12 protein-coding genes are annotated in these 18080 nt (G+C 36.8%); 6 read left to right on the top strand and 6 right to left on the bottom strand.

From position 1 onward, the window contains the following. Positions 1–13: 13 nt before the first annotated feature. The gene (locus Q0940_RS14315) at positions 14–895 is read right to left on the bottom strand and encodes a LysR family transcriptional regulator (protein WP_299269913.1); all 882 of its coding nucleotides are present in this window, start codon (positions 893–895) and stop codon (positions 14–16) included. 127 nt (positions 896–1022) lie between these two features. Between Q0940_RS14315 and Q0940_RS14310 the strand changes: the two genes are divergently transcribed. Both Q0940_RS14310 and Q0940_RS14305 read left to right on the top strand, forming a co-directional pair. Beyond that, a complete protein-coding gene (locus Q0940_RS14310) occupies positions 1023–2141 on the top strand; it encodes an efflux RND transporter periplasmic adaptor subunit (protein ID WP_299269910.1) in 1119 nt (372 codons plus the stop codon). A 13-nt stretch (positions 2142–2154) separates the two neighbouring features. Next, positions 2155–5283, top strand: coding sequence for an efflux RND transporter permease subunit (locus Q0940_RS14305; RefSeq protein ID WP_299269990.1), 3129 nt, complete (start codon positions 2155–2157; stop codon positions 5281–5283). Between the two features lie 143 nt (positions 5284–5426). On the opposite strand, the gene Q0940_RS14300 is transcribed toward Q0940_RS14305, so the two are convergent. From Q0940_RS14300 to Q0940_RS14290, 3 genes are read right to left on the bottom strand one after another with little or no spacing between them, the layout of a single operon-like run. After that, positions 5427–5969: a heme NO-binding domain-containing protein gene (locus Q0940_RS14300; protein WP_299269907.1), complete on the bottom strand. Its 543-nt coding sequence runs from the start codon at positions 5967–5969 to the stop codon at positions 5427–5429. Next, entirely contained in the window at positions 5966–6370 is a 405-nt protein-coding gene (locus Q0940_RS14295; protein WP_299269904.1) for a response regulator, read from the bottom strand. Before Q0940_RS14295 ends, Q0940_RS14300 begins: the two co-directional genes overlap by 4 nt. Continuing rightward, positions 6354–7994: an ATP-binding protein gene (locus Q0940_RS14290; protein WP_299269901.1), complete on the bottom strand. Its 1641-nt coding sequence runs from the start codon at positions 7992–7994 to the stop codon at positions 6354–6356. Before Q0940_RS14290 ends, Q0940_RS14295 begins: the two co-directional genes overlap by 17 nt. Positions 7995–8226: 232 nt before the next feature. Between Q0940_RS14290 and Q0940_RS14285 the strand changes: the two genes are divergently transcribed. Next, a complete protein-coding gene (locus Q0940_RS14285; RefSeq protein ID WP_299269898.1) occupies positions 8227–9279 on the top strand; it encodes an MBL fold metallo-hydrolase in 1053 nt (350 codons plus the stop codon). Between the two features lie 27 nt (positions 9280–9306). Here the strand turns inward: Q0940_RS14285 and Q0940_RS14280 are convergent, their stop codons facing one another. Then, on the bottom strand, positions 9307–10251 hold the full coding sequence (locus tag Q0940_RS14280) for a tRNA-dihydrouridine synthase (protein ID WP_299269896.1): 945 nt from the start codon (positions 10249–10251) through the stop codon (positions 9307–9309). Between the two features lie 693 nt (positions 10252–10944). Here Q0940_RS14280 and Q0940_RS14275 point away from each other — a divergent pair. After that, positions 10945–11304 carry a hypothetical protein gene (locus Q0940_RS14275; RefSeq protein WP_299269893.1) on the top strand — a complete coding sequence of 120 codons (360 nt, stop codon included), beginning with the start codon at positions 10945–10947 and terminating at the stop codon, positions 11302–11304. Between the two features lie 138 nt (positions 11305–11442). On the opposite strand, the gene Q0940_RS14270 is transcribed toward Q0940_RS14275, so the two are convergent. Then, positions 11443–13365, bottom strand: coding sequence for a methyl-accepting chemotaxis protein (locus Q0940_RS14270; RefSeq protein ID WP_299269891.1), 1923 nt, complete (start codon positions 13363–13365; stop codon positions 11443–11445). Between the two features lie 1001 nt (positions 13366–14366). Here Q0940_RS14270 and Q0940_RS14265 point away from each other — a divergent pair. Together Q0940_RS14265 and Q0940_RS14260 are read left to right on the top strand one after the other, a co-directional pair. Next, positions 14367–17330 (top strand): chondroitinase-B domain-containing protein, encoded by a 2964-nt coding sequence (locus tag Q0940_RS14265; protein WP_299269888.1) that lies wholly within the window; start codon positions 14367–14369, stop codon positions 17328–17330. Positions 17331–17512: 182 nt separating this feature from the next. Then, entirely contained in the window at positions 17513–18067 is a 555-nt protein-coding gene (locus Q0940_RS14260; protein ID WP_299269885.1) for a DsrE family protein, read from the top strand. Positions 18068–18080: the final 13 nt, after the last annotated feature.

Raw genomic sequence — 18080 nt, 5'->3', positions numbered from 1 at the left:
AATAGTGGACAGTTTATAAGCTGTCCCAAATTGCTTGAGCCGCAGGCCCTAATACTTTTGATCTGTTTTTTACAATGCGAATTTCGGCATTAACATCAGAATTTATTTCAGGTAATTTAAAACGAATTAGATTCTCCTCCATTTCGTTTGTCCATACTGTATCCGTTATTGGTCCCCAACCAAGTTGAGCATTTAACGCCGCCAAAAAACATGAGATGTCGTCAATCTTAACAATGCTGTTACTGATTTGTTTAGCCAAACTGGTTTTGTCCATATTAAAAGGAAGTTTAATTGGCGTTAATTGTGGTATTTGTCTTAATACTTTTGCTGTTATTTGTTCAGGTTTGTCTATGTTAAATGGTTTTAATAAGTCTTTATGAATACATAGTCTAAAATTCAAAGGGCCTACTACCTTTGACTCAAAATCACCCACACTTTCAAACGAAATAGTCCAAGGCGTAACAGCCAAATCAACTTGTTGTTCAGTTAGTAATTTCAGCGCATTTAACATTTGCACGCCTTGTAAGTGCAGTTCAGTGTTGGGAAATTGTCTTTGTATTGGAACAATTTTTTTCATCATGTCATTAACATCTGCGGTACTTTCAAAGGCAATCCTTACCGCGTGTTCTTCACCTTTAGCATAACTTTCACTTAAGCTGTTAAGTTGGTTAACTTGAGCTAATATCTGTTTACTCTTTTGATAATATATTTTGCCTTTGTCCGTTAACTCAAGGCGGTAACCTGTGCGGTCAAAAATTTCAAAACCAACATCAGACTCTAAGCGTTTGATGGACATACTAACGGCAGGTTGGGTTTTATATAATAGATTTGCGGCTTCGCTTATGGAGCCTGACGTGACAACGGCCTGTAAAGTCTTTAGTAACTCAAAATTCATATACATACCCATATTGATAAAAACTAAAAATCATAAATAATATTTATACAGATGTTAATTTAATATAAATATTAATAAAAGACTAACTTAACTACTATAGCGACACTAATTTGTGATGGAAAATATTATGCCCGTATTAAAAAGTATTCTTGTTAACGCTTTGTCATTAACCACAATTGTTTTTTTGGTTGCTTGTTCAGAGCCTGCCGTTGACTTAGCACAAGAGGAACCAGTTATTCGTCCAGTAAAAGTAGCGAAAGTTATTTCTACCAATGGCAATAGCATTAAAACCTTTCCAGCTACGGTTGAACCCACACAAATTGCACATCTAACGTTTAGAGTTAATGGTGAAATCGCACAGTTATATGCATTAGCAGGTGAAACCGTTAAAAAAGGACAAGTACTGGCAACGTTAGATGACAAAGATTATTTACTGCAATTAAAGCAAGCTGATGCTCGTTACGAATTAGCCAAGAGTCAATTTGTTCGTGCAAAACAATTGTTTAAAGAAAAACTAATTGCCAGTTCAGCATTTGATGAAGCAAAAGCACAAGTTGATATTGCCGAAGCTCAATTTAATGTTGCTCAAACGAATGTAAAATACACGACGGTTGTTGCGCCATTTGACGGCATCGTTGCCCAGTTACAAGTTGAAAAATACGAATTTGTACAAGCTAAGCAACCAATCATGGAATTACAAGGTCGTAAACAAGTTGATATAGCCATTGAAGTATCAGAAAACGTAATGGCGAAATTACCAAAAAATACTGAGAACAATACATACCAACCAACCTTTATTTTAGATGTTAATCCAGACCGTAAATTTAAAGTTAAATTAAAAGAACACGACATCACGCCAAACATGGCAACTAAATCTTATAAAGTCGTATTTGCTATGAACATCCCTGAAGATATGAATTTGTTATCAGGGATGACCGGCAGCTTAATTGTAGAAATGGATAAAATAATGGATGTGGAGCACAGTTATTTTTCTGTTCCTGTAGAGTCTATATTTTTACCAAATCAATTTGCAGGTCAAGAAAAAACCTTTGTTTATAAATTAAATGAGTCGAATAAAACCGTATTAACCGAAGTTGAAGTAATAAAAATAAACAACAACAGCGCCACCATTAAACCTAAAGTAGAAAGCGAGTTAATGGTTGGTGATCTTGTAATTGCGACAGGAAGCCACTTAATCGCCAATGACCAACAAGTTAAACCTTGGTCAAGAGAAAGAGGACTGTAATATGGCTAAAGGTATGGACATCGCAAAGTACTTTATTCGCCAAAAAACCACGTCTTGGTTATTGTCAGTGTTACTTTTAATTGGTGGTGTTATTTCTTATACCAATTTAGGGCAATTGGAAGATCCTGAGTTTGTGCTTAAACAAGCTATTATTGTTACTCAATATCCAGGAGCTTCACCTGAGCAGGTTGAAGAAGAAGTCACTTATCCGCTAGAAAATGAAATTCAAAAGTTGGCCTATGTCGATAATATCAAGTCGATAACATCCAACGGCATCTCTCAAATCATTGTAGAAATGAAATCGATTTATCGTAAGCAAGAATTACGTCAAATATGGGATGAGCTTAGACGTAAAGTAAATGACTTTAGCCCAAGTTTACCCGCTGGTACTTCAACCCCTATTATCAAAGATGACTTTGGTGATGTATTTGGTGTTTTATTTGCCGTCACTGGTAAAGGTTTTGCTTATGATGAAATTAACGATTACGTTGACTTTATCCGTCGTGAATTAGTTTTAGTTGATGGTGTTGGTAAAGTAACAGTTGAAGGTAAGCAGCAAGAACAAGTTATTATTGAAATTTCAAATAACAAGATGATCTCTTTGGGGTTATCGACGGATTATTTATATCAAATCTTAGCTCAGCAAAATGTAGTGTCAAACGCAGGCTCGGTAAGAGTCGGTAATGAAAATATACGTTTTCATCCAACGGGCGAATTCAAATCTGTACAAGAGTTAGGTGACTTAATTGTGAGTCCATCTGGACAAAACAAACGCATTAAACTTTCTGATATTGCTAAAATTTATCGCGATTTTGTTGAAGTTCCAACACACATTGTACGTTACGACGGACAACAAGCTATTTATGTTGGTTTATCGTTTGCATCAGGCTCTAACGTGGTGGATGTTGGTAAGATGGTAGACATTAAATTAGCCGAGCTAGAACAATACCGCCCTTATGGAATGGAATTAAATACAGTTTATAACCAGCCAAAAGAAGTTGCCGTATCGGTACAAGGTTTTATCGACAGTCTTCTGTTAGCGGTCGTTATCGTTATTATTATTCTATTACTGTTTATGGGCTTAAAAACTGGATTGTTAATCGGTGGTATTTTGTTAATTACCGTTATGGGCACATTCATTTTTATGAACATTTACGACTGGCAGTTACACCGTGTGTCTTTAGGTGCTTTGATTATCGCTCTTGGTATGTTGGTTGATAACGCCATTGTGGTGGTAGAAGGCATATTGATTGGTATGCAAAAGCGACTCACCAAAGTTGAAGCAGCCAGCTTAATAGTAAAACAAACTAAATGGCCTTTATTAGCCGCGACATTTATAGCAATTATTGCGTTTGCGCCAATTGGTTTATCACCAGATGCAACAGGCGAATTCGCCGGTTCGCTATTCTATGTCTTGTTAATCTCTTTGTTATTGAGCTGGATCACCGCGATTACGCTAACTCCATTTTTTGCTACTTTATTGTTTAAAGATAAAAAGTACCAAAACGTTACTGGAACTGATGTTGACCAGACTAGTGAAAATGGCGTCAGCGAAAGTGATGAAAATAATGAAGAAAAGGATCATGAAGACCCTTACAAATCTGGAGTTTACGTAGGCTACAAACGCCTATTAGAGTTCGCATTAAAAATGCCAAAAATGACCATGCTATTAATGTTCTTTTTGTTTATTGGAGCTGGTTACGGCTTTAAATTTGTAAAGAAATCGTTTTTCCCATCATCAAATTTACCTATGTTTTATCTGGAATATCGTTTGCCGTCAGGCTCAGATATTAGAGCAACCTCTGACACTGGTGCTGAGTTAGAAACTTATGCGAGTAGTCTAGATAAAGTACAGTTTATTTCTTCTACCATAGGTCGCGGTGCAACCCGCTTTATGTTGACCTATAAAATGGAAATGAGTTACAGCAATTATGGACAACTAATTATCCGCGTTGAAGACAAGGATAGTATTATTCCGGTTATTACTAACTTACGAGAATTCATAAAACTGAATTATCCAAATGTAGAAAGTAAAATAACCCGAGTAAATATAGGTCCATCATCAGCCGCTAAAATAGAAGCTAGGATCTCAGGTTCAGATCCTGCGATATTAAGACAACTGTCAGACCAAACCAAACAAGTGTTAGCTGCCGATAAAGGCGCAATGAATATCACAGACGATTGGAAAAATATGACCAAAGTGATACGTCCGGTATTTAATGCAAAAGCAGCGCGTGAAGTGGGTATTTCTAAATCAGACGTTGATAATCTGTTGTTAACTAATTATCGCGGAAAGACCGTTGGTGTATATCGTGATGGAACAGAGCGTTTACCTATTCTTATTAGGTTACCGGACAATGAACGACAAACCATCAATACTCTAGAAGATATGCGGATTTATAGTCCCGTATTACGTCAATACGTGCCTATTACTCAAGTGGTTTCAGAGTTCAAACTTGAATTTGAAAATCCAGTCATTATGCGCCGTGACAGAAAACGCACAATTACAGTGATGGCAGATCACGATATATTATCGGACGAAACCGCAGCGCAATTGTTTGCCAGAGTAAAACCAGAAATTGAAAAAATACAATTGCCTGTGGGTTATGAAATTTCGTGGGGCGGTGAGTTTGAAGCAAGTAAAAAAGCGCAAAAACCAATATTCAGCGCATTACCGTTAGGCTTTGGTATTATGTTTATTATTACTATCCTACTGTTTAACTCATTTAAAATAGCAGCCGTAATATGGACAACCGTACCACTTGCAATTATAGGTGTTACGCTTGGATTCTTAACGACAGGGATAGCGTTTGGCTTTATGAGCTTATTAGGCCTGTTAAGTTTGTCGGGGATGTTAATTAAAAACGGTATTGTATTGGTTGAACAAATAAATTTAGAGAAAAACGAAGGACGTGAATTGTACGACGCAATAGTACATGCCTCGGTCAGTCGTGTTCGTCCAGTTTCTATGGCTGCAATTACAACTGTATTAGGTATGTTGCCTTTATTAACCGATGACTTCTTTAAGAGTATGGCGGTGGTGATCATGTTTGGATTAAGCTTTGCTACCGTGTTAACACTTATCGTTGTACCAGTAATGTATTCGTTACTGATCAAAGAAGAAGACAAAGTTCAGAGTTAATTGTTTTCGTTTAACATAAGCTTAAGTTAAAGCCAAAAGCCAAGTGGATACATAATCACTTGGCTTTTTTAATGGTTATCTTTTTCAACATAAGCCCAAACGTAAGGTACGTTCAGATAAAGCTAACAGCAGCTCCTAATCACTCAGTCTAATATTATGCTTATTATAACCGCATCTTCACCTTTATATTGTCCTTCGCTTTTTTCCACTTTTCCGGCAGTTTCAAAGTGCGCTAAGCAACCGGATATTAATCCAACAGCTAAATCTTCAAAATGTCGAGATGACATGTAATACATAGTTAATTCGTTAGCAGATTTTTGTTCGTGGTAAAAACGAGGAAGCTCCGCATCAGGGTAGAGCTTTCGTACTTCAACATGAATATAATTATCTATGTTTTTTAAAAACTCAAATGGGTCAATAATACCTTCAAAGAAATTGGGGTAACGTGCTGAAAATCGGCCAAACAGGTGTTTGCCAAAAACTTCTAATAAAGTGGGAACTGGAATATTGACAGCTTGGCTAAGGTTAGCTGTCATTCGTACTATTTCTTCGTGATCATAAGTGCCTACCGCTGTATAAGCGCCATCATTGGGAAGGTCACTTTTTTCGATAATATCTTCAAGAATATCAACAGAGAATACATCTTCCACCATATCCATAAATTCGGTAAATACCATGCCTTTCATATTTTATACTCCTTTTTAATATAACTTTTAAGTGAATCTATAACTCGGTCAGAATTGAAAGGTTTAACAATAAAACCATTGGCTCCCATTTTTATTGAGTTAGTGACATTGTCTGCCGAGCTTTCCCCTGAGACCATTACCACCATAATATCTGGGTGTGCTCGGCGAATTTGTTTTAATACCGTTAACCCTGTGGTGGTAGGCAGCTCAATATCTAAATAAACCAGATTGATTTTTTCATCGGTTATTCTTTGAGGTATATCAAGTCCTGTAGAGGAGTGAGAGAATTTAGCCGTCATATTAATTTTTTGCTCATTTAAGCAAGACAGTAAAATACTGCGCAAAAGCTCTCTGGTGTACTCAACATCATCTACTAGTAAAATGTTAATCGCTATTTCCATTTAATACGCCCATTATTTTCTGGTTAAGGTCGATACAAGATTTGATAGCTTGTTCATAATTTTTTTCTCGTAATAACAATAAAGAGGCTTCTGCTAATAAGGTTAACTCTTCATAACCAAAGCTTTTTGCCGAGCCCTTAATAATATGTGTCGATTGGATCAGTTTAGTATAGTTTAAGCTTTGTATACTTTCGGTTATTTCCAAATTTTGTTTGGTTAATTCCTTATAAAATAAGGTTCTGATCTTGGTATCTTGAGCTAGGATTTCAGCACTGTTAACTTGGTCTGTTTTATTGCTAACACTATTATTGATTTGTAAGTGTTGTTTAAGAACCTGATACAAATTCGTCAACTCAAGTGGCTTACCTAAGGTTCCGGTAAATCCAATTTCAGTATATTCATGAACATCTGATGGCATGATATTAGCTGTCAGAGCATAAGTGGGAATGGTAATATTTAGTTGCTTAAATGCTTTCATCGCCTCTTTGCCATCCATAACTGGCATTTGAATATCCATTAGAATTAAGTCATAAGAATTGGACAGGGCTTTTTCTAATCCTTGTTGTCCGTTCTCTGCTAAATCTACATGAGCGCCGGTTTGTTCTAAATTAAAAGTAATAAGTTGTTGATTCACTTCAGTATCTTCAACCAGTAAAATATTGCCTGTTAATGATGGAATGCGTTCTGGTTTGATATCAACAATAGCTTTATGCTTGAATGCGTTGTATTCCCCTTCATAAGATTGACAGGTAATCGTAACGCTAAACTTTGATCCAGCCCCTAAAGTGGAATCAACATCGATACTGCCGTGCATTAGTTCCACTAAGCTCTTTGTAATAAACAAACCTAATCCGGTTCCGCCAAAATTACGGGTGATACTGGTGTCGGCTTGGCGAAATGATTCAAATATTAAGGCTTGTTTATCTTGTGCAATCCCTTGACCTGTATCAATTACATCTATTTTTAGTGTTTTAGTTTCTGGCGCAAAACTAATATGCAGTTCAACTTTTCCAGTGTCGGTAAACTTAATCGCATTGTTCAATAAATTATGTATTACTTGTTTCACTCTAGTTGAGTCAGTCACAATCCATTCAGGTATGACAGACTCTAAAACTAATATAAATTCCAACTGTTTTTGCTGGCAATTAAGTTGGTATATTTGTTCGATATCTTGCAATAAACTTGGCAAGTTAAAGCGTAAAAGCTCTAAGTCTAGTTTTTGGTTTTCAATTTTACTGAGATCAAGAATTTCACCAAGTAGGGCGGTTAAGTGACGACCACTACGAATGATTGTGGTTAAGTGTTGGTCGCTTTCTTCTTGAGATGGCTTGTGTTGCAGTAAGACTTCGGCAAAGCCAATAATGGCCGTTAATGGGGTTCTTATTTCATGACTCATATTAGCTAAAAATTGAGATTTAGCCTGATTGGCGGCGTACGCTTCTGTTTTCGCTTTTTCAGCTTCTTTAGTACGTGCTAGCACTTCTTGTTCTAGGTTTTGTTTAAAACTCTCTAGTTCTTGATTACGCTCAAATAACTCAATAGATTTTTGCTCTAAAACCGTTTCAGCCGCTTTCCTTGCGTCGCGTTCTCTTTGGTAACGTTTTTGTAGTCTGTCTTGATTCATTTAAATATTAGTCTCTTGAGATGAAACTTAACTATAGTCAACATATTCAATTTTGATGACTTAAGCTGAAAAGCTTATTATTAAATTGATCTGAGCTAATACGATGAAAGTTGAAATCAGGTTTTAATAAAAGAGTTTAATAGGAAAAGTTTAATAGAAAAATACTGTACATTAGCTAAAACTAATATAAAGTATGGTAATCCAATATGAAAACCAAGCTTCGGGTGAGAATATGATATTTAGACAATTATTTGATGCTAAGTCATCAACTTACACTTATTTATTGGCAGATGAGCAAAGTAAAACTGCTGTGTTAATTGACCCTGTATTTGAGCAAGTTAACAGAGATGTTGCTTTGATAAATGAGCTTGGGCTCAACTTAGCTTATGCGCTAGACACGCATTGTCATGCCGATCACGTCACAGGCTCTTGGTTATTAAAACATAAAACCAACTGTAAAATTGCAAGTGCCAAATCGATACATGCCAAAAACTCAGATATTGGCTTGGTTAATGGCGATATTATTAATTTTGGTCAATACGAACTAGAAGTAAGAGCAACCCCCGGTCATACAGAAGGGTGTTTAACTTATGTATGTCATACTCAAAAAATAGCGTTTACTGGCGATGCTTTATTAATTAGAGGGTGTGGCCGCTGTGACTTCCAGCAAGGAAGCGCGAGCCAGTTATTTGATTCCATTCATCAGCAAATATTTTCATTGAGTGATGATTTTCAACTATACCCTGGTCATGATTATTCTGGTCGTTGCTCAACGTCGGTATCAGAAGAAAAGCAGTTTAATGCTCGTTTAGGTGGTAACGCTAGTCGAGAAGACTTTGTTGGTTACATGAATAATATGTCGCTACCGCATCCTAAGTTTATTGATATCGCCTTACCTGCCAATGTACTTAGTGGCAAGCCAGAAGTTCTGCCAGAAGAACCAAGTTGGGCACCAGTAGAATTAAGTTACGGTGGTATTTATCAAGTAACGTCTTATTGGGTAGCGAATAATCTTAACAAAGTGACACTACTTGATGTCAGAGAGCCAAACGAAATCGCTATTAGTAAAGTACAGAATAAGGCCGTGATGGAAATTCCAATTGGCACATTAGAGGATAATATTGACACTATCCCAACGGATAAACCTATTGTGGTGTTATGTCGCTCAGGTCGTCGCTCTGCTTTAGCCGTGACTATGTTAAACAAATCCGGTTTAACTAATGTGGCTAATATAAAAGGTGGAATGTTGGACTGGCAAGAGCAAGGATTACCATTAAGCCGTTAGATTGCAGTTAGTTTAAGCTAAGCGCAATCAACTTAGGGTTAAAAGCTTTTGGTTGATTGCGTTATACATTTCATCGGCTTTTTTTATCACTCTTATTTCACGGAAGAAGTCATTAGCTTCAGGATATTGTTGTTTTATATATACAAACCACTGCTTAATACGGTTGGTGTAATACAAACCTTTATCACCCTCAATCTCGTATTTTGAATACTCAAGCATTAAGGTTAACAACTCATTCCACGTAAGTTTGTTGGCAGAACCTCTGATCCACGCCGCTAAATTAGGTACCGCAAGCGCACCACGACCCAACATTATATTTTCACAATTAGACTGCTGCTGACAACGTTTGGCATCTTCTGGGTTCCAAATTTCACCATTGGCAATTAACGGCGTATCTATTTGCTTTTTAATTTGAGCAATCCAATCCCAATACGCTGGTGGTTTGTATCCTTCAGACTTGGTTCTAGCATGTATCGCAATTTCACTTGCTCCACCACTGGCTAACGCTTGTGCGCTTTCAATAGCTAAAGACTTATCTTCATAACCCAAGCGCATTTTTGCTGTTACAGGCAAGTGACTCGGTACTGCGGCTCTTACCGCCGTGACAATTTTGTATAAAGTCTCAGGCTCTTTTAATAAAATAGCGCCGCCTTTATTTCTGTTAACCAGCGGAGCAGGGCAACCAAAATTAAGATCAATCCCCGGACTTCCCAAAGAAGTCGCAACCACAGCATTTTCCGACAACCAATCAGGATCTTGACCAAGTAACTGGACACGTACCGGTACACCAGTTGGCGTTTTACCGTCATGATGTAATTCAGGACAATAACGATAATAAACACGTTCTGGGAGCTTTTGATCAACAATCCGCACAAACTCGGTCATACATAAATCAATTCCACCTAAAGAGGAAAGCATATGGCGCATTAAGTGATCGATAACTCCTTCCATAGGTGCAAGAACGATTTTCATTTTTTGCCTTTTATCCTCTACAAGTGTAAGCCAATTAAAGTGCGATTACTTTGGTAATGGCGTTCCATTTACAAAGTGATATTGTGAAAGGCGCGGATTATACAGGGTATTTTTTGCAATGTGGTTTTGTTTTTTATGTTTTATGTTTTATTTTTAAAAGGTTGTTAGTTCCCTGCACAGCCTAAGCGAACACATCCATGTGCTCGATAATACTTTTTCAAGAGTCAAAAAGGCATGGGCTAGTTTTCTTTAAAACTAGAGCAAAGAGTTTGAGTTATTTATGCTTAAACTTATTTTATTCTGTCCAATCTATTTCGCCCCTCGGCGACCATACCTTTTTTCAACAGCCAAAAAAGGTATGCGAAAAAGGCCGCTTCCAAACAAAATCTAATACTCCATTAAATAGTTATTTTTATTTTCCCCATTTCTATTAATTGCTGTCACATTTACTTTAACTATTGGAGAAATTACTGATTGTTTTGCGAATGAAAATAATTGGGATGTTGTTTTTGGGATATGCTCATAAGAAACCTAACAAGGCTATCCAGCTAAATAGCAGTGCCACAGATCTTAACTTTTGAATAGTAGAACAATGTAAAGTATTGTGGTTTTTATTTAAATAGTTTGGCTGAGAATATGAAATTATACAGCCTCATTAGTCGTTATATACTAAATTAAAATTGGGAGAGAAATATGTCAGATTGCATCAAAACGTTTTTTGACGCATGGCTAATTGAGGAAGCGGAAACTCGACTTAGCAAATTAAATAGTGCTGTGACAAAAACGATAAAGTACGATGATCCTCGCACACCTGGAACTATAAATGGTATCGCAGCATTAAATAACTATGTAGAAATGTTTAGTATAAATGCTCCTGGGTGGTCAGCAAAAGTTATTAAGACTGATACAGTCGCCGGAGTTACTCGTATCACTGTGGCTTTTGGCGGAGTAGGGCCTGATGGCTCTGAGCAGGTTCAACTAGGTCAGTATTTTGTGGAAAAAAATGGGGAGCTTATATCCCGTATGGTTGGGTTTGTTGGTACTGGTGAATAAAACTAAACAACAAGACCAGCCACTTTAGTTTTATTCAATATTAACGTTTTAAAATAAAAAGGAACCTAATGGTTCCTTTTTTGTTTATTAAAAGAATCGTTAATAAAGTGATTCTGAAATAAATATATAAATTCGTTATTATCGATCGCCTTGAAATTGATGTATTAGTCGGTCTAATTGCTCTGCTAATGCATTCAAATCTTTTGTCTTGTCGGAAATGTCACTGACATTTTTCATGTTGCTTTTAGAGTTTTTACTTATGTTGGTCATACTGCTATTGATACTTTCAATGCTCTCGGATTGTAATTGAGTAGCTTCTGACATTGACTTATTTGCTTCAGATATTTGATTAAATTGTGCTTTATTGTTTTGTAAAATTTGCTCAGCTTTGGTGATGGACTCAGAGGTTGATTTTGATTGCTTGAGAATAAGCTCAATTTCGGTTGTTGCTGTTGTTGATGTTTTTTGCAGTTGATCCATAATCGATTGCACCTCTTGGGTTGAGTCTGCCGTACGCTTTGCTAAATTACGTACTTCATCAGCGACAACAGCAAATCCTCTACCTTGCTCTCCAGCTCGCGCGGCTTCTATTGCAGCATTTAATGCTAGTAAGTTAGTTTGATCAGAAATAGCTTGTATGGTTTCGAGTACGCCTACAATGGTTTGAGTATTTATTGTCAGTGACTCTATTACTTCAGCAACATCATGAATTTTATCGGCTAGTCCCATGATCTCACTGCGTGAATTGAGAATAACTTTACTGATGGTGTCACCCTCCACATTAATTTTATCCGCAACTGATGCCGCGCTAATTGCATCCTCAGCCATTCGATTTACGGTGGCACTAACGTTGGCTAACGAATTAGAAATATCTTGAGTATTATCGGTATTGGTGGAGACACCTTGCATGGTATTTTGAGATAACCCATTTAAGCTAATGGATAAATCTCGAAGTTGCTCACTACTGACGGTGATCTGTTTAAATATTTGTTCTAATTTATCAACAAAGGTATTGTAGCCTTTTGCTACCTTTACCATTTCATTTTGACCGTTTTCAGGTAAGCGGTACGATAAGTCTGCATTACCTTGGCCTAATTGCTCAAATACCTCAGCTAACTTAACGATAGGTTGGCTTATGGATGAAGAGATAAAAATGGCAACGGCACTGGCCCCTAAAGCAACCAAAATCGACCAAAGTGCCATTTGCCAACGGGCAGAATCTAATGATTGAAACATTTCGTCATAAGGTACTTCTGCAACGACAAACCATCCCATACTCGGAATGTGGCTAGATGCTAATAAATGACGCTCACCATCAACCTCTAATTCGGTAATATTATTGGCTTTTTTTTGTAATAAGGACGAGGCTACTTGTTGATTATATAAAGACGATAATTTGGCTTTTTTCAATAACGATCTATCTTTATGAAGTTGAACAACACCATTACTGTCGACAAGGTAAACAAAACCGGTTTGTTCAATTTTAAAATCAGCTAACATTTTAACCACGGCGTTAAACGATTTAGCCGTCCCCGATAGACCTCTGCCATTCACTTGTTGATAATTAACAAAAAGGTCGGTTTTACCTGTGTTAGGGTCAACATAAATACTTGTCATGGTTTTTTCTTTACTTGCAACGTAACGAAAAAACCACCCGTCGGCTGCATTATCTTTTAACGTGCGTAAAAATCCGGTGTGATTCCAATATTTAGCGGTTTCTTTATCAGCGAAAGAGGCACTGCTTAAGCCATTCTCAGAAATAATGGTGTTGATTTTCTCAATAAGTAAGGATTCACCTGCTTTATCTTGCCCTTCGGCATTCCATTTTAAAATAAAAGGGTCATTAGCAATAAGTTGTGCAAATTTTTGCATAACTAAAGCTTCATTATCAATTTTTTCGCCTATTTTATTCATCGTATTAGGTAGTTCTGAACTTAACACTCGTTCTTCAATGCTTTTTTTCGCGGTTAACATCCCAATTGTACCCACAATTAAAGCAGTAAATAATACAAATAGAGACAGAGTTAAGGTGATCTTTTGCTTGATAGATAATTTATTCATACTTCTCATTACTTCTTTGAAGGGACGTTAAATATAACGACTTAGTTTAAACTCTTGGCTCATCACGATTGGTCTTTTGAATATTTTATTGGATATCAATCGACGTCATGGGTTGAATGCTATTAAATACCTGATACTTTCATAACGACCGTATGGTAACTAACTTGAGAGGTGTTTTGAATTTAATTAAAATAAAAGCGGATGTAAACAATTAATCGTGACTTTGTTCAAAATATCAGCATTTACAGCTAATTATTAAATTTATTTGAGGTTATTATCAAAGTAATATCACCAATTTAAATTTTAAGTAATTCACAATCAAAACCATAAAGGTGATTTAAATGCAGTTATTAAAGTTGTTACTTATTTTACTCCCTTTAGTACTTGTGAACGCTTGTGCATTCGTCCCTAAATATGCCGCTAAGGAGCCCTCACAAGAAAAATGTGATTTAGTTACCAAGAAACTGACGTTAGATTTAACCAATATAAATGTGAATTGTGGAAGAAGTCCATCAACTATTATTGGATACCTGTAGACCCGGGTATTATTGTTTTTTCTCAGGAGTTATATCAGGCAGTATTGTGATTGTTGTGAACACTTTCATTGGGCTGAAAAAGAATTGTCTTGTTCAGTAATATATTTCACATACAACTGTGAATACAAAATTTTAATTAGTGTTTATTTTCTCAGTGTACTCTGAGCCTCTGTGGTCTAATAAACCTGCAATATTTATAGTCTAACACCTTCAAACTATCCGCCTAGAATATCCCTCTTTGAAATTGGTTATCAATTTGGTAACAACAAAGTGTTTTTTTAATACAATTATTGGTTAACTATTGAACGCTTTATTCTTGTAATGTACCTTACCAAAGGTTCAACCAATTGTGGTTGAGCTAAAAAAGTAAATATCTTTATAAACCAGCACTGTAAATAATAAATATAAGTAACAGAAAGATTGGTGATATTTGCTGACGATATCAAATCAAACAGGATAAAAATAATGAACAGGAATTTAATTACAATAATTATGGCTCTTACTCTAGCTGCTTGTGGTACAGATGATGTAGAACAAGAACAAGAACAAGAACAAGAACAAGAACAAGCAAACACTCCAGCTTTATTTTCCGGCGTTAACACAACTACAATTGACATAGTTACAGCTAGTGTCAGTAATACCGTTATTGTCACTGATAATGATGAAGGTGAGGCTAGTATCGTTAGCCAAAGTAACGTTGTAACAACGTATGGTACTTTCTCAATTACTGAGGATGGAGCTTGGACTTATCAATTAGATTTATCAAATAGTTCAATTTCTTCATTAACATCAAATAACACTCTCACTGATACAATCACAATAACGTCACAAGATGGGACGATAAGTAATATTGTTATTACAATATCAGGTGTTAATACTGGAGAAGGAGAAGGAGAAGGAGAAGGAGGAGAAGGCAGCTCAGGCTCTGAAACTGGTGGATTTATCGCAGAAGAGGGAGGGAACCATATAGACGGCTATACCAACGCTGTGCCTGTTGTAAATTGTTCGCAAACTGTTAGTTCTATATCTGCGCTAGAAGATGCCACTGAAGAGTTAGTTGCTGGTGATACTTTATGTTTAGCAGACGGTACTTATTCTGGCGATCTTGAATTACGTATTGAAGGTGCGGGAACCGCAGATTTACCAATAACAATAGCGGCTGAAAACTCAGGTAACGCTATTATCAAAGATGGTGAAATATCTGTGCGTATGGGGGGAAAACATGTTGTATTGCAAGGGTTTGTATTTAGAGACGGTGAGTCAGGTAGCTCGATTATTAAGTTTGAGAATGGTACTGAATGTAGTTATTGCCGAGTAACAGAGGTTTCCATTATAGATATGGATAATGGTGATTATGACAGTTCTAAATGGATTGAGTATTACGGTCAATATAATCGAATCGATCATAGCTGGTTCTCAGGAAAAGAGTCTAGAGGTGCATTGTTAGTTTTACCTCGTTGGATCCACACTGAATCATTTCCCGAACTGGGCTTCCCTGCGGATCATGCACAAATAGATTATAACTACTTTGGCGATCGTCCACCTGCGTTTGGCCAAGCTTATGCTGGTAGTAGTGATAACGAATATGAGGGGGTTCGTTTAGGATTAAGCACAACACATTCTGCACCATCTTATTCAACGTTAGAGAATAATTACTTTGAACGTATTCAAGGTGAAGCCGAAGTTATTTCAAATAAATCAGCTAATAATACTATTCGCAATAATACAGTACGAGACAGCAACGGATCAATCGTGACTCGTCACGGTGCCGAAGTCACCATAAGTAACAACTTTATATTTGGTGACGACAATCCATATTCCGGTGGCATTCGCTTAGTAGATGATGGTCATATAGTGACTAATAACTATGTTGAAGGTGCACGATTTTCAAGCTCAAACTGGAATGGCGGTATTGTACTAACAACAGGTGATGACGCCGGAGATACTGAAGATGGCTATCAAAATGTTAGTAATGTGTTCATCGCTAACAACACCATAGTTGATAGCGTAAACAGTTTAAATGTATATGGCGGTAAAAATGATGAAGCGCCAGAAACTATTTATTTTGTTAATAACATTATTGCCGACGCCGTTGGTCCAGTGATCCGCACCAATGGTGAAGACATGCCATCCGATTCTACCTTTGCTGGTAACTATGTATTTGGACAAGAGTTTTCTGATAACGATGATGTTAGTGAAGCTAACACTGTTGGTTTGAGTTTTGTTGATGCTAAATTGGAAGCTGGAAGTGATGGTCTTTACCGTCCAAGTTCTAACAGTCCAGATTTAACAGCGAATAAAACGTCTGATATTGGTAGTTTTTCTTTGCCAACGATTGATATGGATGGACAAACTCGTACATCCGAAACAACTTCAGGTGCTGATGAGGTATTAACTGAAACCTCAACACTTACTCCATTAGTAGCAGCTGATGTTGGTCCACTTAATTATCGACCAGTAGCAGGTAAGGTTTATGTTGAAAAAGTATCAATAGCAAACCACGACTTTGACACTGGCGATTTAACAGGTTGGACTGATTTGGGCGGCACTGGTGCTAGCATTACTACAGGTGATGATGCATTTTCTCGTGGTAATAGTTTAGTATTGGATAGTAATTCGGCAGAGGTAACTCAAACTGTTACTGTTGTTGCTAATACCAACTATACCTTATCTGCGTTTATGAAAGGCTCTGCTAAATTGTCTGTTACCGTAGACGGAGCAACCTATGCTGCAGAAAGAACGTCTGACAGTTATGGAATAAGTACCGTTAGTTTTAATTCAGGCAATGGCGTTTCGGCTGTTATTTCGGCATCGGTAGATGACTTGGTAACTAATAAAGCGGATATTCTAAACTCTGATTTTGATGATGGCCAAGATGATTGGGTTGTGGTTGAGGGAACCGGAATTGGGCAAGTTCAAGATTCAGGTAACTCATCAAGTGGTAATGATGGCTCTATCAAATTCAAATACAATGATGACGATACGGGAACACCACATGACCCTTATATTGCTCAAACTGTTGCAGTAGAAGCAAATACTGATTACTCGTTATCTATTTACAACTTATATAAAGAAGATAATGACGCTTCATCAATCATATTTGGTGTGTCAACGGATGACGATATAACGGTAACTGCAAGTTGGTTAGTTAACAAAGATTCAATATATTCAGCACTTGAATCCGCTGGAGCAACTAAGGGCGACGATAGTTTTTATCAAGACTCGTTAACCTTTAACTCTGGTATAAATACAAGCTTAACTGTATTTGCTCAGTTTAAAACAACGGATGGGTCTGAAATTCGAGTTGATGAATTTGAATTAAGTTATGATGGTGCACAAGCAGAGGGAACCGAAGCTTTCTTTGACAGTATAAGACTTGTGTCACATCCATTATCACCAACTGAGTCATTAGCTGCTGCCGATGATTAATTGTTGTAGATGAATAACACTTAATAAAGTAATAAATGCCGCCATGTAATGTGAGCGGCATTTTTTTATTGTTATTTATCATGCCCCCAATAAGTACAAGTATATAAATAATCGAGAGTTAGATTGTAATCCTAGCTCTTTTATATAAATATAATATATTACGTATTTAAAAGGTGAGTGATATGCAGTTTATGAGTTTGGCTAAGTCTAAGTATTTAATAGCGTTAGTATTAATGTGTTCGGCTACTTCTTTGTTTGCTGGTAGTGAGGCGTTTAAGCCGGGAATGCAGATCAAAGAATTTGGTAAAATAGCGTCGGTTGATACAACATTTAAAATCCCAAAAAATACAAAATTTAAAGTAGTATTTGATGTTCATACAACAGGGGATGCTGGGACGGTAAATCGTAGATTTGATAGCTTAGCTCGTTTTATTAATATGCACGTAGCTAATGGTGTTCAACCAGAGGATATTGATTTGGCTTTGGTCGTCCACGGTAAGGCAACGCTTGATGTACAAAGTACAGCTGCGGTTGTAACAAAACAACTTGGTGAAAATAAAAATATACCTTTATTACAAGCTTTGTTAGATAACAATGTAAAGATTTATCAATGTGGTCAATCAGCTGCTTACTATGATGTAAAAACTACGGATCTTTATCCAGGAGTGGAGATGGCACTTTCGGCAATGACGGCTCACGCTTTGTTACAGCAACAAGGTTACACGTTGAATCCTTAATGTTATATTAATT

The organism is uncultured Psychrosphaera sp., from assembly GCF_947500655.1.
In the GTDB taxonomy this organism is placed as follows: Bacteria; Pseudomonadota; Gammaproteobacteria; order Enterobacterales; family Alteromonadaceae; genus Psychrosphaera.
The sequence above is the reverse complement of the archived record's forward strand: the minus strand, read 5'-3'. Positions and strand labels throughout refer to the sequence as shown.

What these genes read in the sequence shown, in the direction of transcription:
- Q0940_RS14305 (WP_299269990.1), top strand. Translation starts at nt 2,155, where the DNA reads ATGGACATCGCAAAGTACTTTATTCGCCAAAAAACCACGTCTTGGTTA.
- Q0940_RS14315 (WP_299269913.1), bottom strand. Translation starts at nt 895, where the DNA reads ATGAATTTTGAGTTACTAAAGACTTTACAGGCCGTTGTCACGTCAGGC.
- Q0940_RS14280 (WP_299269896.1), bottom strand. Translation starts at nt 10,251, where the DNA reads ATGAAAATCGTTCTTGCACCTATGGAAGGAGTTATCGATCACTTAATG.
- Q0940_RS14310 (WP_299269910.1), top strand. Translation starts at nt 1,023, where the DNA reads ATGCCCGTATTAAAAAGTATTCTTGTTAACGCTTTGTCATTAACCACA.
- Q0940_RS14300 (WP_299269907.1), bottom strand. Translation starts at nt 5,969, where the DNA reads ATGAAAGGCATGGTATTTACCGAATTTATGGATATGGTGGAAGATGTA.
- Q0940_RS14265 (WP_299269888.1), top strand. Translation starts at nt 14,367, where the DNA reads ATGAACAGGAATTTAATTACAATAATTATGGCTCTTACTCTAGCTGCT.
- Q0940_RS14290 (WP_299269901.1), bottom strand. Translation starts at nt 7,994, where the DNA reads ATGAATCAAGACAGACTACAAAAACGTTACCAAAGAGAACGCGACGCA.
- Q0940_RS14275 (WP_299269893.1), top strand. Translation starts at nt 10,945, where the DNA reads ATGTCAGATTGCATCAAAACGTTTTTTGACGCATGGCTAATTGAGGAA.
- Q0940_RS14285 (WP_299269898.1), top strand. Translation starts at nt 8,227, where the DNA reads ATGATATTTAGACAATTATTTGATGCTAAGTCATCAACTTACACTTAT.
- Q0940_RS14295 (WP_299269904.1), bottom strand. Translation starts at nt 6,370, where the DNA reads ATGGAAATAGCGATTAACATTTTACTAGTAGATGATGTTGAGTACACC.
- Q0940_RS14260 (WP_299269885.1), top strand. Translation starts at nt 17,513, where the DNA reads ATGCAGTTTATGAGTTTGGCTAAGTCTAAGTATTTAATAGCGTTAGTA.
- Q0940_RS14270 (WP_299269891.1), bottom strand. Translation starts at nt 13,365, where the DNA reads ATGAATAAATTATCTATCAAGCAAAAGATCACCTTAACTCTGTCTCTA.